Here is a 14,915-nt window from a genome sequence, read left to right on the forward strand (position 1 = left end):
CACTGAGCGCAGAGGAAGCAGCCCGATGCACCAGCCGACTCCCGCCGCCGACGACCGCGTGCGCCGGCCGACTCCACCCTCCGCCGACGACCGCGCTGCCCGCGGACGGCACACCCCCCGCCCCGGCCCGGGTACCGTCCCTCCGCAGCGGACCGACGGACTCGGGTACGGCGAGCCACCCGCATCCGGCGCGGGACTGCCGCCTCGGCCAGCATCACAGGGCCCGGCAGCTCCGCCTGCACCAACTGGCCGTACCTCGGCACCGCAGCCCCTCCCGACCGCACCTCCGCGCACCCCAATCGACCAGGACTCGGCAGCCGTGCCCAGGGCGCACAACCCGGCACCGACCCCCTTTGCACGCCGAGGCCGCCAACACCCCCCGCCCACGACGCGCACCCCTCCTCCCGGACCACCCCCCGCAGCGCTACCACCAGCCCAGCCCTCACCACCCGCAGCCCCACCCTTGTCCCCGCCCCCGCGCCGCCCCGGCGAACTGCCCCCCACCCACACCGCCATGATCTGCGTCGCCCTGCCCGGCCTCGCCGTTTCCACGGAACAGGGACAGTTGACCGGCCAGGGACTGGAGGGCTTCTACCGCGCGGGTCGGCGCCTGCTCTCCCGATGCCAGGTGCGCGTGGCCGGCCGGGAACCGCTCGCGGTGCAGGCCCGGATGACCGGTGCCGATCGCGCCCGTTTCGTGGGCACCCTGCGCGTCTCGCCGCACGCCGGACCGGACCCGGACGTCGTCGTCGAGCGCACCCGGTCTGCGGACGGCACGGAGCGGATCACGCTGCACAGCGCGGTGACTCGCCCACTGCGCATCCCCGTCGAGGTCGCCCTCGGCACGGACCTGGCGGCGCTGGGCGCGATCGCGTCCGGCACCGCGGGGCCGGAGGTGCCCGCCAGCGTCCATGACGCCGGACTGCGGTGGTCCCACGGCACTGAGGCCTCGTCGGTCACGGCAGACCCGCCGCCCGCCGACGCGCTGGCCTCAGCGGGCCTGCTGCGTTGGGAGTTCGACCTGCCCCCGGGCGGCAGCGCGAGCGTGGAGCTGAGGGTGCGCCCGGACGGCGCGGGGCCCGTCCGAGCGGTCGGCCGCGCGGCAACGAGTCCGTTCGCCCAGGCCGGCGCGTTGGGCGACGACCCAGGCGTGCAGGTGCTCATGCGGACCAGCGTCGACGACCTCCAGGCGCTGCTGCTGCGCGATCCCGCACATCCGGCCGACATGTATCTCGCCGCCGGGGCACCGTGGCGGTGCGGCCTCGCCCCGGCCGACGCACTCGCGGCCGCCCGGATGGCGCTGCCGCTGGGCACCCGGCTTGCCACGGGCACGCTGCGTGCCCTCGCCCGAGCCCAACTCGCAGGGTCCAGAGGGCAGTCCGGCGTGATCCCCGGGCCGCGCCGGGACGCGGGCGGTCACCTGCCGCCCGGCTGCACCGGCACCGAGGCCACGCTGCTCTTCCCCGCGCTCCTCGCGGAGGCCCGCCGTTGGGGGATGCCGGAGCACGAGACGGAGGAACTGCTGCCGGCCGCCGAGCGTTGTCTGGCCTGGCTGCGGACCACCGTGGGCGACGGCACGTACCTGTGCGACCCGCAGCCAGGCGGCCCCGTCCGCTGTGAGACACAGGCACACGCCCACCGCGCGGCGTTGCTCGGCGCCGATCTGCTCGACGCCTGCGGCAGGCCGGGAGGCGCGGGGCTGCGGGAGTGGGCCGAGTCGCTGCGGTCGGCGTTCCGGACCGACTTCTGGGTCGACGACCTCGGAGGCGGTCGGCCGGCGGCGGCCCGTGCCCCCGACGGTCGGCCCATACCGCGCCTCGGGGCGACCACCGTCCATCTCCTCGACACCGGCCTGCTGGGCGGGGGCGAGCCGGCGCCGGGACTGCTCGACCGGGTGCAGACCGAGCAACTCGCCCGGCTCCTCGGCAGCCCGGCGATGGATTCGGGGTGGGGTCTGCGCGGGCTGGGTGTCAAAGAGGCCGGATACAACCCGTTCGGTCACCGCAGCGGCGCCGTACGGGTCCAGGAGACCGCGATCGCGGTCGCGGGACTGGCCGCCGCCGGGTACGAGAAGGAGGCGAGTGCGCTGCTGCGGGGCGTCCTGGCAGCGGCCGGGGCGTTCGGCCACCGGCTGCCCGAGATGTACGCGGGGCAGCAGCGCACCGACGGAAGCGCCCCCCTTCCCCACCCGGCCGCCTGCCGCCCCGCAGCCACCGCGGCCGCCGCCGGAATCCTGCTGCTGACCACCCTCGCCGGCATCCGCCCCGACGCCCCCGCAGGCACGGTCACACTGCGTCCCGTCCGCAGCGCGCCCCTGGGCGAAATCACCCTGAACGGATTACGGGTCGCGGGAGCCCCCTTCTCCGTACGGGTCAGCCGCCTCGGCCTCGCCATGGTCGAGGAGGCGGCCGAGGGACTGCAGCTCGGAGCGTGACGTGGTCGAGGAGGCGGCCGAGGGACTGCAGCTCGGAGCGTGACGTGGTCGAGGAGGCGGCCGAGGGACTGCAGCTCGGAGCGTGACGTGGACGGCAGCCCGGGACCGATCCGGCAGACCGAATGACGAGGGAGAGAACGGGAGGGGCCGATCGCATGCGGCAACCAGGACAGTGACCCCGGATGACGGGACGAGCCGCAGGGACCGGGAGCCGCAGGTGAGACCCCTACCGCTCGGACGCCGACCGGCCACCGAAGCGGCCGACGAAGGGAGTGTTTATCGTCAGGCAGACGACTATGATCGCGACATGCCCTACGACCCGTCAGCCTTTCCGCCCTTCGCCGTGACCGTGGACCTGGTCGTGCTGACCGTGCGTCGCCATGCCCTGTGCGCGCTGGCGGTACGCAGGGGCGAGCCGCCGTTCCAGGGGCGCTGGGCGCTCCCCGGAGGCTTCGTGCGGGCCGACGAGGATCTGGCACAGGCCGCCGCACGCGAGCTGGCCGAGGAAACCGGACTGCGCGTCCACGACCCCTCGGTCCCCGCCCAGGACAACGGCGCCCACCTGGAGCAGCTCGCGACCTACGGCGACCCCAAGCGGGACCCCCGGATGCGCGTCGTCAGCGTCGCGCACCTCGCCCTCGCCCCCGACCTGCCCGCACCGCGAGCGGGCGGCGACGCCAGCAACGCCCGCTGGGCGCCGGTCGAGGAACTGCTGCAACAGGGCGGCTACGGCCGTGACGGCGAGCCCCTGGCCCCGCTCGCCTTCGACCACGCTCAGATCCTCGCGGACGGGGTGGAGCGCGCCCGCTCCAAGATCGAGTACTCGTCGTTGGCGACGGCTTTCTGCCCGCCCGAGTTCACCGTCGGCGAGCTGCGCCGCGTCTATGAGGCGGTCTGGGGAGTGGCGCTCGACCCGCGCAACTTCCACCGCAAGGTGACGGGCACACCGGGTTTCCTCGTGCCCACGGGCGGTACGACCACACGGCAGGGCGGCCGCCCGGCACAGCTCTTCCGCGCGGGCGGGGCCACACTCCTGAACCCGCCGATGCTGCGGCCGGAGGTGTAACGCCGGGCCGCGTCACCCTCCTCCGATGCGAGCTGAGGTCCGAAGGGCGAACAGAAAACCGAAAGGAAAGCCTGGTCCGGCAACGCGGCAAGTGATCACACCCTGCGAAGCAAGGCGCTAAGTACCGGAAAAAACGGACATAGCGCGCTATCTTGCTGCAGGTGATCCAGGCCTTCGGACTGACCAGCAACTCCCGCAAGGACCTTCCGCCTGCCGTCGACGATGTCTCCTTCGAAGCACCCGCGGGCCGCGTCACCGCGCTGCTCGGAGATCCGGGTGCCGGCAAGACGACGGCCCTCAGGCTGATGCTCGAACTCCAACCGGGCCGCGGCATCACCTATTTCAGAGGCCACCCACTGCACCGCATCGCCCAGCCCTCCCGCGAAGTCGGCGTCCTGCTGGGCGACGTCCCGGGGCACCCCGGCCGGACGGTCCGCGGCCACCTCCGCATGCTCTGTGCCGCCGCCGGGGTCTCCGCCCGTCGAGCCGACGAGGTCCTGGAGGTGGTCGGCCTCGTCAGCCTCCGCGACGAACACCTCGGCACGCTCTCTCGCGGCATGGACCGCCGCCTCGGCCTCGCCTGCGCCCTGCTGCCCGACCCCCACACGCTCGTCCTCGACGAACCGGTCAACGGGCTCTCGGCCCGTGAGAGCAACTGGCTGTACGGCATGCTGCGCGCCCACGCGGCCCAGGGCGGCACGGTCCTGGTCACCACGTCGGACCCCAAGGAGGCCGCGCGCACCGCCGACCGTGTCGTCACCCTGGAACGGGGCAGGGTCGTCGCCGACCAGGAGGCCGCGGACTTCGCCCGCACCCGGCTGCGGCCACGTGTCGCCGTCCACAGCCCGCACGCCGCCCGCCTCGCCGCCGCGCTCACCAAGGAGGCCCGCACCGCGCACCGCTCCGTCGAGGTCGTGGTGGAGAGCGGCAACCGCCTCTCCGTGTACGGCAGTACCTGTGCCGACGTCGGCGAGACGGCGTTCCGCCACGGCGTCCTCGTACTCAAACTCGCCGACGAGGTCGGTGACATGGGGCCGGGAGCGGGGGCGGCGCCGCCGCGGGAGCCGCAGCCCGCGCGCGCCACCAGCGGGCCGCACGCCGCCACCGCCACCGCCTCGGAGGCAGTCGACAAGGCGACCACCGGTGCGGCGACCACCGACAAAGACACCGCCGGGGAATCCACCACCTCACCGATTCCGGCACCGTCCGACACCACGCCGCCCGCGGCGGACTCAGACGCCACCACAGACCGCCAGCCCCACGCAGACCACAAGCCCTTGGGAGACCCCCATCCCCCCGCAGATCCCCCGCCACACGCAAGCCACCAATCCCCCACAGGCCCCAAGCCCCCCACACACGCCGAAACCCCCACAGACCCCAAAACCCCGGCAGACCCCAAGCCCTCCAAAAACCACAAGGCCCCGACTGACCACAAAAGCCCCCCAGAATCGGCCGCGAATCACCCCCGACCTCCCGTCCGCCCCCTGGAATCCCTCCCTCCCCTCCCGCCCCCCATCTCCGTCCGCCCCGCCCCCAGCCCTCTGCGCCCCCTCCGCTATGAGCTCCGCCGTGCCACCGGCATCAGCACCGGATTCGTCACCTGCGCCGCCGTGCTCGTCGTGTCCGCGCTCACCGCCGTCGTCCTCGCGCGGATCGGGCACACCCCGCAGGCGCGCCTGTTCGCCGCGTGGCCGCAGCAGCTGCCGCTGCCGCCTGCGGCGCTCGGTGCGGGGCTGCTGGGGGCGCTGGCGTTCGGGGACGAGTTCCGCCACCCCGCCCTGGCGGCGGACCGCGGCACCGTCCCCCGCAGGCTGGGGCTGCTCACGGCCAAGCTTCTTCTCGCCGCGGCCACCGCGATCGCCCTGGCTGTCCTCACCGTGGGCTGCGACGCCGAAGTGCTCTACCTCATCTACGGCCGGGAGCTCGCGCAGGTTCCCGGCGACTGGCTTTCGCTGAGCGCCAGTTGGCTGGGCCTCATGGTCGGGTGCGCCTGGGCCGGGGTGCTGGCCGCCGGTGTCTTCCGGTCCACCACGGCCGGGCTCGCCGCGGTTCTCGCCGTACCGATTCTCGTCGTACCCCTCGTACAGAAGGTCGTGGAGGGGTCGTCTGTGCGAACCGCGGCGGGGCTGCCGATGCGGATGAGGCAGGTATTCCTGCTGCAGTGGCCCTTCGGCGGAGAGCGCTATCTGGAGGCCGCGGCGCGGGTCGTCGCCCAACCCGTCGGAAGCGCGCTGACGTTGTCGCTGACCGCGCTGCTCTGCGCGTATCTGTTCACGACCCTGCGGAGCAGGGTCCGATGACAAGCTTCTGACGACCCTGCGCGCCCTTCGGTTCTGGTGCTGCGCACAACTCCCTCGGGAAAGCCCATTTCTTTCCGATAAGGCGTCAATTGCGACGGGGTGAGCGATCACCCTTTCGTGTGCTTTTCACCAAAGACCTCAAGGGAGTTGGAGACAGCGCCGACAAAGGATCCGTGAGTACCCTTGCGCACACCATGATGACCTCCGCCCGCTCCACCGACTCCGGTCTCGTCGGCCCGGGCGAACTCGACCGCTACCCCTACGCCGAGGCCCCCGGCCCCGACCGTGTGGGCGCCCCCGCCTGGGAGGGCGCGGACCCCGAGCTGGGCCGTGTGGGCCGACGCGCCGCGGGCAGCCGCGGCCGCGGACTGCACGGCCAACTCGTACAGCAGCTGGGACAGATGATCGTCTCCGGCGACCTGGGGGCCGACCGCCCCCTGGTGCCCGAGGAGATCGGCCAGCGCTTCGAGGTCTCCCGCACCGTCGTCCGCGAGTCGCTCCGCGTCCTGGAGGCCAAGGGCCTGGTCAGCGCCCGCCCGAACGTCGGCACGCGGGTGCGTCCGGTCAGTGACTGGAACCTGCTCGACCCCGACATCATCGAATGGCGGGCCTTCGGTCCGCAGCGCGACGACCAGCGCCGCGAACTGAGCGAGCTGCGCTGGACCATCGAACCGCTCGCGGCCCGCCTGGCCGCCGGGCACGGGCGCGAGGACGTCCAGCAGCGACTGTCCGACATGGTCGAGATCATGGGCCACGCCATGGGTCAGGGGGACGCGATGACCTTCTCCCGCGCCGACGCCGAGTTCCACTCGATGCTCATCCAGATCGCGGGCAACCGCATGCTGGAGCACCTCTCCGGCATCGTCTCCGCCGCGCTCCAGGTCTCCGGCGGGCCGGTCACCGGCTGTGACCGGCCCAATGAGACGAGCCTGGCGCACCACGTCAGGATCGTCGACGCCCTGGCGACCGGGGACGGCGGGGCCGCCGAGGCGGCCATGCGTCAACTGCTCACCGTCCACCCCGAGGTGGAGCGCGTGGTACCGGCGCCGCGGGAGCACTGACCGCTCACGGCGGTTGTGTCGCGGCCGGGAGGTGTCCGAGGTGCCTCCTTCCCCGGCACCGCTCGGCCGGCCGTTCGTCCTCCGTCGGGTCCCGCAGTTTCTTCTCCATCTGCGGGGTTCGGCGGTGCGACGGACCGCTGGGACGTTCGGAACGGTGGCGGCTCGGAGCCACGAGTGACCCCCTCTGCCCGTGTCTGACCGTTTTTGAATGCTTACGGGGTGTGACTCGGGCCACGCAGATTCGGCGTAACACTTGTGGAAACAGCGCGATGACCTAAGAGGTGACAGCCGAGAAGGGAACACGGACGCCATGCAAGGCGTTGTGCTTCTTCCCGGCCCCCGCCCGCGCCGTCGGCCCATCCCCAAGCCGGCGGTCGGCTCCTGTCCGTCGTGGACGGGGCCGGAAGTCGTTTTCCAACGTTCCGAGAGGTTGTTCGTGTCGGCCAGCACATCCCGTACGCTCCCGCCGGAGATCGCCGAGTCCGTCTCTGTCATGGCGCTCATTGAGCGGGGAAAGGCTGAGGGGCAGATCGCCGGCGATGACGTGCGTCGGGCCTTCGAAGCTGACCAGATTCCGGCCACTCAGTGGAAGAACGTACTGCGCAGCCTCAACCAGATCCTCGAGGAAGAGGGTGTGACGCTGATGGTCAGTGCCGCAGAACCCAAGCGCACCCGCAAGAGCGTCGCAGCGAAGAGTCCGGCCAAGCGCACCGCCACCAAGACGGTCGCGGAGAAGACGGTGGCCACTCGCAAGGCCTCCGCCACCACGGCCGCCCCGGCGGCGCCCGCCGTCGACGATCCGGCCGAGGAAGCCGCTCCCGCGAAGAAGGCCGCTGCCAAGAAGACGGCCGCCAAGAAGGCGACCGCGAAGAAGACCGTCGCGGCCAAGAAGACGGCCGCGCCCAAGAAGACCGCCGCCGCCAAGAAGGACGAGGTCGAGCTGCTCGACGAGGAGGTGCTGGAGGAGCCCAAGGGCGCCACGGAGGAGCCCGAGGGTGCCGAGAGCGCCGGCTTCGTGCTGTCCGACGAGGACGAGGACGACGCGCCCGCCCAGCAGGTCGCCGCGGCCGGCGCCACCGCGGACCCGGTCAAGGACTACCTGAAGCAGATCGGCAAGGTCCCCCTGCTCAACGCCGAGCAGGAGGTGGAGCTGGCCAAGCGCATCGAGGCGGGTCTGTTCGCCGAGGACAAGCTGGCCAACTCCGACAAGCTGGCGCCCAAGCTCAAGCGTGAGCTGGAGATCATCGCCGAGGACGGCCGCCGTGCCAAGAACCACCTGCTGGAGGCCAACCTCCGTCTGGTGGTCTCCCTGGCCAAGCGCTACACCGGCCGCGGCATGCTCTTCCTGGACCTGATCCAGGAGGGCAACCTCGGTCTGATCCGCGCGGTCGAGAAGTTCGACTACACCAAGGGCTACAAGTTCTCCACGTACGCCACCTGGTGGATCCGTCAGGCGATCACCCGCGCGATGGCCGACCAGGCCCGCACCATCCGCATCCCGGTGCACATGGTCGAGGTCATCAACAAGCTCGCGCGCGTGCAGCGCCAGATGCTCCAGGACCTGGGCCGCGAGCCCACCCCGGAGGAGCTGGCCAAGGAGCTCGACATGACCCCGGAGAAGGTCATCGAGGTCCAGAAGTACGGCCGCGAGCCCATCTCCCTGCACACCCCGCTGGGCGAGGACGGCGACAGCGAGTTCGGTGACCTCATCGAGGACTCCGAGGCCGTCGTCCCGGCCGACGCGGTCAGCTTCACGCTCCTGCAGGAGCAGCTGCACTCGGTGCTCGACACCCTGTCCGAGCGCGAGGCGGGCGTCGTCTCCATGCGCTTCGGTCTCACCGACGGTCAGCCGAAGACCCTCGACGAGATCGGCAAGGTGTACGGCGTCACGCGCGAGCGCATCCGCCAGATCGAGTCCAAGACCATGTCGAAGCTGCGCCACCCGTCTCGTTCGCAGGTGCTGCGCGACTACCTCGACTAGGTCGCCCGTACGCCGTACGACAGCGAAGGCCCGGTCACCCGAAGGGGTGCCGGGCCTTCGTGCTGAGCTGAGCCGAGCGCGCAGGCCTGCTGACCTGAGCACGTGCGCGCCCGAGCAGCCTGAATCACCCTGGGTCTCTCACCAACACCCCAGAGTGAGGAGCAGGCATGCGTCGTCCCTTTGTACAGGCCCTGACCCGGCCGCTGGTCCTGGCGGCCGCAGCGGCCGCGATACCGCTGGTCAACGCCGCCCCCGCCGCCGCAGACGGCATCGTCGTCGGCGGCTTCCCGATCGATGCCGCCGACAGTCCCTGGACGGTGGCGCTGTCCAGCCGTGACCGGTTCGGGGGTATGCGGTCGGGGCAGTTCTGCGGTGCGGTCGCGGTGGGCCGGACCACCGTCCTGACCGCGGCGCACTGCGTGGGCGAGGACGTCCTGGGGGCGCCGCCGGGTCAGGTGAGCGACCTCAAAGTCATCGCGGGCCGTACGGACCTGCGCACGGCCGACGGCCAGGAGATACCCGTCCGTGAGACCTGGGTGAATCCCGGGTACGACGGGATCAGCAACGCCGGGGACTTCGCGGTGCTCACCCTCGCCGAGAACCTTCCGGAGAACGCCGTGATCACCATGGCCGAGGCGGGCGATCCCGCGTACACGGCGGACACGGCTGCCACGGTCTACGGCTGGGGCGATGCCACCGGGGCCGGCGACTACGCCTACGGCCTGCGAGCGGCACGCGTGCGCGTGCTGCCGGACGCGCTGTGCGAGGAGGCGTATCCGGGCGGTGACGACGGCACGTATCGCGCGGACGCCATGCTGTGCGCGGGGGAGCGGGTGGGCGGCCGGGACGCCTGCCAGGGGGACAGTGGCGGCCCGCTGGTCGCCCAGGGGCGGCTGATCGGCCTGGTGTCATGGGGGAGCGGCTGCGGGCGCCCGGGCAGCCCAGGCGTCTACACGCGTGTGTCCGACGTCATCCAGAAGCTGGGCTGGGACCGCGCCACATGAGCGCCCCCCAAACGCCCCACCGGCAGTAGCCGACGAGGACGGGCGGTCGGCCCTGAGAGCAGGGCCGACCGCCCGTAGAACCGGTCTGTACCGGGCTCGTCGTGGGCGCGAGGCGTCAGCGTTCGTCTTCGGAAGCGTTGCTGGGAACGGCCGTCAGCCGCTCCGTCTCGTCCTGTATCTCAGCGGCGATCTTCTTGAGTTCCGGCTCGAACTTGCGGCCATGGTGCGCGCAGAAGAGCAGCTCTCCGCCGCTGAGCAGGACGACGCGCAGGTATGCCTGGGCGCCGCAGCGGTCGCAGCGATCAGCGGCCGTCAGCGGGCTCGCGGGGGTCAGAACAGTAGTCACGTCGCCTCTTCTCTAGCTCGACGAGCTGTCGTACCAGGGTCAACATCCAACCAGCCCGAAAACGTTCCCGCTCGTGGCTTTTCCTCGAAAAAAATCTTCCGGGGCGGCTGTCTGCTGCCGGTTGGCGGCGAATGTGCCGTATTACGTGTCTGTGTGTCTTACGGGTTCGCGCAGTCTGTCGGTGTCGGTCCTCCCCGGCCGGGTTGCCGGTTGTGCATGAGGACGTGCCCGGAGCCTAAATGGTTCATGCCCCGAAGGGAACGTGATATGTGCTTCACTCCAACGAGGGATCGAACAGGTATGCGACGCTGGACTAGTCTGAGTTCCGGACGAGGGTGGCGTTACAACGGCTCTACCAGGCCTCGGTACCCTCTGAGCGGCTACCGGAGCCGCGCCCTTACCCAGATGGGCCCCATATGAAATTCAGCGAGGAGCGAACCGCGTGACCGCCGAGACGTCCGTGCCGTCCACAGCGCTGCTGGCAGGAGCAGACCGGGACGGTTCCAACTACACCGCGCGGCACCTGCTCGTCCTGGAGGGACTGGAGGCCGTCCGCAAGCGCCCTGGCATGTACATCGGCTCGACCGACAGCCGTGGCCTGATGCACTGCCTGTGGGAGATCATCGACAACTCCGTGGACGAGGCCCTCGGCGGGTACTGCGACCACATCGAGGTGATCCTGCACGACGACGGCTCGGTGGAGGTGCGCGACAACGGCCGGGGCATCCCGGTCGACGTCGAGCCCAAGACCGGCCTGTCCGGCGTCGAGGTCGTCATGACCAAGCTGCACGCCGGCGGCAAGTTCGGAGGCGGCTCGTACGCCGCCTCCGGCGGCCTGCACGGCGTGGGCGCCTCCGTGGTGAACGCCCTGTCCGCCCGGCTTGACGTCGAAGTCGACCGCGGCGGCCACACCCACGCCATCAGCTTCCGGCGGGGCGTCCCCGGAGCCTTCGCCGCACTGGGACCCGACGCGAAGTTCGAGGCCAAGAGCGGCCTGCGCAAGGCCAAGAAGATCCCCAAGACCCGCACCGGCACGCGAGTGCGGTACTGGGCCGACCGCCAGATCTTCCTCAAGGACGCCAAGCTCTCCCTGGAGAACCTGCACCAGCGCGCCCGCCAGACCGCGTTCCTCGTCCCCGGCCTGACCATCGTCGTCCGCGACGAGTACGGCCTCGGCGAGGGCGGCAGCAAGGGCGAGGAGTCCTTCCGCTTCGACGGCGGCATCAGCGAGTTCTGCGAGTTCCTGGCCACCGACAAGCCGGTGTGCGACATCCTCCGCTTCTCCGGCCAGGGCACCTTCAAGGAGACCGTCCCGGTCCTGGACGAGCACGGGCAGATGACCCCCACCCAGGTCACCCGTGAACTCGACGTCGATGTCGCGCTGCGATGGGGCACGGGATACGACACGACCCTGAGGTCGTTCGTGAACATCATCGCCACGCCCAAGGGCGGTACCCACGTCGCGGGCTTCGAGCAGGCCGTGACCAGCACACTCAACGAGGTACTGCGCGCCAAGAAGCTGTTGCGCGTCGCCGAGGACGACATCGTCAAGGACGACGCGATGGAAGGCCTCACGGCGGTCGTCACCGTGCGCCTCGCCGAGCCGCAGTTCGAGGGCCAGACCAAGGAGGTCCTCGGCACCTCGGCGGCCCGCCGCATCGTGAGCACCGTCGTGTCCAAGGAACTGAAGGCGTTCCTGACCTCGGCCAAGCGGGACGCCGCCCAGCAGGCACGGGTCGTCCTGGAGAAGGCCGTCGCCGCGGCCCGTACGCGCATCGCCGCCCGCCAGCACAAGGACGCGCAGCGGCGGAAGACCGCGCTGGAGTCCTCGTCGCTGCCGGCCAAGCTCGCCGACTGCCGCAGCGACGACGTGGACCGCAGCGAGCTGTTCATCGTCGAGGGAGACTCCGCGCTCGGCACCGCCAAGCTCGCCCGGAACTCCGAGTTCCAGGCCCTGCTGCCGATCCGTGGCAAGATCCTCAACGTCCAGAAGTCGTCCGTGACGGACATGCTCAAGAACGCCGAGTGCGGCGCGATCATCCAGGTCATAGGGGCGGGCTCGGGCCGGACCTTCGACCTCGACGCGGCCCGCTATGGCAAGATCATCATGATGACCGACGCCGATGTGGACGGCTCCCACATCCGCTGCCTGCTCCTGACGCTCTTCCAGCGCTATATGCGCCCCATGGTCGAGGCCGGCCGGGTGTTCGCCGCGGTGCCGCCGCTGCACCGGATCGAGATCGTCCAGCCGAAGAAGGGCCAGGACAAGTACGTCTACACGTACTCCGACCGGGAACTGCGCGACAAGCTCATGGAGTTCGAGACCAAGGGCATCCGCTACAAGGACTCGATCCAGCGCTACAAGGGTCTCGGTGAGATGGACGCCGACCAGCTGGCCGAGACCACCATGGACCCGCGCCACCGCACCCTGCGCCGCATCAACCTCTCCGACCTGGACGCCGCGGAGCAGGTCTTCGACCTGCTGATGGGCAACGACGTCGCCCCGCGCAAGGAGTTCATCTCCAACTCGGCGGCGACCCTGGACCGTTCGCGCATCGATGCATAAGCGCAGGGCCCGGGTCAGATCGCGGCCACCAGGGGTTCGAGTCACCTGATGGGGTGAAGAGCGGGAAGAAGAAGTGTCACGGATCTTCCCGCTCTGTCCATGCTTGGGCATGCACTCAAGCAACGGTCGCCCCGTGCAGTACGACGACCCGTGGTACGACGTCCTGGCCTCCGGATGGGGCGAGTCGGCCGGTCCGAAGGCGCCCGTGAACCCCGCTCGCAACGGGGCCCGCGACGTCTACCTCGAAGTGCAGCGCAGCGCCGCCTTCCAGGAGGTGCGCGGGCGGTACCTGAGGTTCGTGGTCCCGGCGGTGACCGGCTTCTTCGTCTGGTACGTGGCGTACGTCGTCGCCGCCACGACCGCGCCCGGGCTGATGGCGCGGCCCGTGCTCGGCGCGGTGAACGTGGCGATGCTGGCCGGGCTCGGACAGTTCCTCACCACCTTCCTGCTCACCTGGGCCTACGCCCGGCACGCACGGCTGCGCCGCGACCGGGCGGCGCTCGAACTGCGCTGGGACACCCAGGAACTGACGCGGGGCGTCCGCGGCGGTGCCTCGTGACGGGCGACCATGAGACGCTGACCCTGCTGCTGTTCAGCGCGCTCGTCGCCGTCACCCTCGGGATCACGACATGGGTGAGCCGCAACCGGCAGGGTTCGGCGGAGGAGTTCTACGCTGGCGGACGGCTCTTCTCGCCCATGGAGAATGGTTTCGCCATCGCGGGCGACTACATGTCGGCCGCCTCCTTCCTGGGCATCTCCGGGCTCATCGCGCTGTTCGGCTACGACGGGATGCTGTACTCGGTGGGCTTCCTGGTGGCCTGGCTCGTCGTCCTGCTGCTGGTGGCCGAACTGGTCCGCAACTGCGGCAGGTTCACGCTCGCCGACGTGGTGGCCGCGCGGGTGCGGGAGCGGCCGGTGCGGATCGCGGCGGGAACCTCCTCGGTCACCGTGTCCGTTCTGTATCTGGTGGCGCAGATGGTGGGTGCGGGCAGCCTGGTCGCGCTGCTGCTGGGCGGGACGAGCGAGGCGGCGCGGTCCTGGACGGTCATCGGCGTCGGGGCGCTGATGGTGATCTGTGTGTCGTGGGGAGGGATGCGGGCCACCACGTGGATTCAGATCGTGAAGGCGGTCCTGCTGATGGGCGGGGCGATCGCCCTGACCGCGCTCGTCCTGGCGCGGTTCCACGGCGACTTCGACCAGCTGCTGCGCACCGCGGCCGCGCGCAGCGGCCAGGGTGAGGCGTTCCTCGCACCGGGACTGAAGTACGGCGGGGACTGGGCCGCCCGCTTCGACTTCATCAGCCTCGGGCTCGCCCTGGTGCTGGGGACGGCCGGGCTGCCGCACATCCTGTCCCGGTTCTACACCGTGCCGACCGCGCGGGCGGCACGGCGTTCGGTGGTGTGGGCGATCGGGCTGATCGGCGGCTTCTACCTGATGACGATCGTCCTCGGGTTCGGTGCGGCCGCCATCGTCGGACCGGGTGCCGTACGCGCGTCGAACGCGGCCGGGAACACGGCGGTTCCGCTGCTGGCGCTCGACCTGGGCGGCGGGACGGGCTCCACGGGAGGAACGGTTCTCTTCGCGATCGTCGCCGCCATCGCCTTCGCCACCATCCTCGCGGTGGTCGCCGGCATCACCCTGGCCTCCTCGGCGTCCGTGGCCCACGACCTGTATGCCTCCCTGCGGCGCGGGACGGCCGAGCCGCGCAGCGAGGTGACCGTGGCACGCGCCGCCGCGGTCGGCATCGGCGTCGTCGCCATCGCCCTCGGCCTGCTCGCGCGCGACCTCAACGTCGCCTTCCTGGTGGGCCTCGCCTTCGCCGTCGCCGCGTCGGCGAATCTGCCCGTGCTGCTCTACTCGCTGTTCTGGCGCGGCTTCACCACCCGGGGCGCGGTGTGGGCCGTCTACGGCGGACTGATCCCGGCCGTGGCGCTCGTCGCCCTGTCGCCCGTCGTGTCGGGCAGCCCCGAATCGCTCTTCCCCGGCGTCGACTTCCAGTACTTCCCGCTGCAGAACCCGGGCCTCGTCTCGATCCCCCTGGGCTTCCTGGCGGGCTGGCTCGGCACGGTCACCTCCGCCGAGACACCGGACGCCGACAAGTACGCGGAGACGCAGGTGCGGGCGCTGACGGGAGCGGGAGCGGCATAGCGGCGCCGA

Annotated in this window: 10 protein-coding genes; 9 read left to right on the top strand and 1 reads right to left on the bottom strand. The window is 71.0% G+C overall.

All coding sequences use genetic code 11. From position 1 onward, the window contains the following. Window positions 1-514: 514 nt before the first annotated feature. The 6 genes from KWI83_RS33345 to KWI83_RS33370 all read left to right on the top strand — a co-directional run bounded on the left by KWI83_RS33345 (window position 515) and on the right by KWI83_RS33370 (window position 9,846). A complete protein-coding gene (locus KWI83_RS33345) occupies window positions 515-2,434 on the top strand; it encodes a glycogen debranching N-terminal domain-containing protein (protein WP_218518126.1) in 1,920 nt (639 codons plus the stop codon). Between the two features lie 307 nt (window positions 2,435-2,741). After that, window positions 2,742-3,500: an NUDIX domain-containing protein gene (locus KWI83_RS33350; RefSeq protein ID WP_218518127.1), complete on the top strand. Its 759-nt coding sequence runs from the start codon at window positions 2,742-2,744 to the stop codon at window positions 3,498-3,500. Between the two features lie 161 nt (window positions 3,501-3,661). Further along, window positions 3,662-5,800, top strand: coding sequence for an ATP-binding cassette domain-containing protein (locus KWI83_RS33355; protein WP_218518128.1), 2,139 nt, complete (start codon window positions 3,662-3,664; stop codon window positions 5,798-5,800). 173 nt (window positions 5,801-5,973) lie between these two features. Continuing rightward, window positions 5,974-6,861 (top strand): FadR/GntR family transcriptional regulator, encoded by an 888-nt coding sequence (locus tag KWI83_RS33360; protein WP_218518129.1) that lies wholly within the window; start codon window positions 5,974-5,976, stop codon window positions 6,859-6,861. 436 nt (window positions 6,862-7,297) lie between these two features. Then, window positions 7,298-8,842: an RNA polymerase sigma factor gene (locus KWI83_RS33365; RefSeq protein ID WP_308122329.1), complete on the top strand. Its 1,545-nt coding sequence runs from the start codon at window positions 7,298-7,300 to the stop codon at window positions 8,840-8,842. A 167-nt stretch (window positions 8,843-9,009) separates the two neighbouring features. Beyond that, window positions 9,010-9,846: a trypsin-like serine protease gene (locus KWI83_RS33370; protein WP_218518131.1), complete on the top strand. Its 837-nt coding sequence runs from the start codon at window positions 9,010-9,012 to the stop codon at window positions 9,844-9,846. 115 nt (window positions 9,847-9,961) lie between these two features. On the opposite strand, the gene KWI83_RS33375 is transcribed toward KWI83_RS33370, so the two are convergent. Next, window positions 9,962-10,192 carry a hypothetical protein gene (locus tag KWI83_RS33375; protein WP_218518132.1) on the bottom strand — a complete coding sequence of 77 codons (231 nt, stop codon included), beginning with the start codon at window positions 10,190-10,192 and terminating at the stop codon, window positions 9,962-9,964. Window positions 10,193-10,634: 442 nt separating this feature from the next. On the opposite strand from KWI83_RS33375, the gene KWI83_RS33380 reads away from it, so the two are divergent. From KWI83_RS33380 to KWI83_RS33390, 3 genes are all read left to right on the top strand, one after another. After that, window positions 10,635-12,758 carry a type IIA DNA topoisomerase subunit B gene (locus tag KWI83_RS33380; RefSeq protein WP_218518133.1) on the top strand — a complete coding sequence of 708 codons (2,124 nt, stop codon included), beginning with the start codon at window positions 10,635-10,637 and terminating at the stop codon, window positions 12,756-12,758. Between the two features lie 109 nt (window positions 12,759-12,867). After that, on the top strand, window positions 12,868-13,317 hold the full coding sequence (locus KWI83_RS33385) for a DUF485 domain-containing protein (protein WP_218518134.1): 450 nt from the start codon (window positions 12,868-12,870) through the stop codon (window positions 13,315-13,317). After that, complete coding sequence (locus KWI83_RS33390) at window positions 13,314-14,906, top strand: cation acetate symporter (protein ID WP_218518135.1); 1,593 nt, start codon at window positions 13,314-13,316, stop codon at window positions 14,904-14,906. The genes KWI83_RS33385 and KWI83_RS33390 overlap by 4 nt, the downstream gene beginning before the upstream one ends. Window positions 14,907-14,915 lie beyond the last annotated feature (9 nt).

Source organism: Streptomyces sp. TRM70350, assembly GCF_019219825.1.
GTDB lineage: Bacteria > Actinomycetota > Actinomycetes > Streptomycetales > Streptomycetaceae > Streptomyces.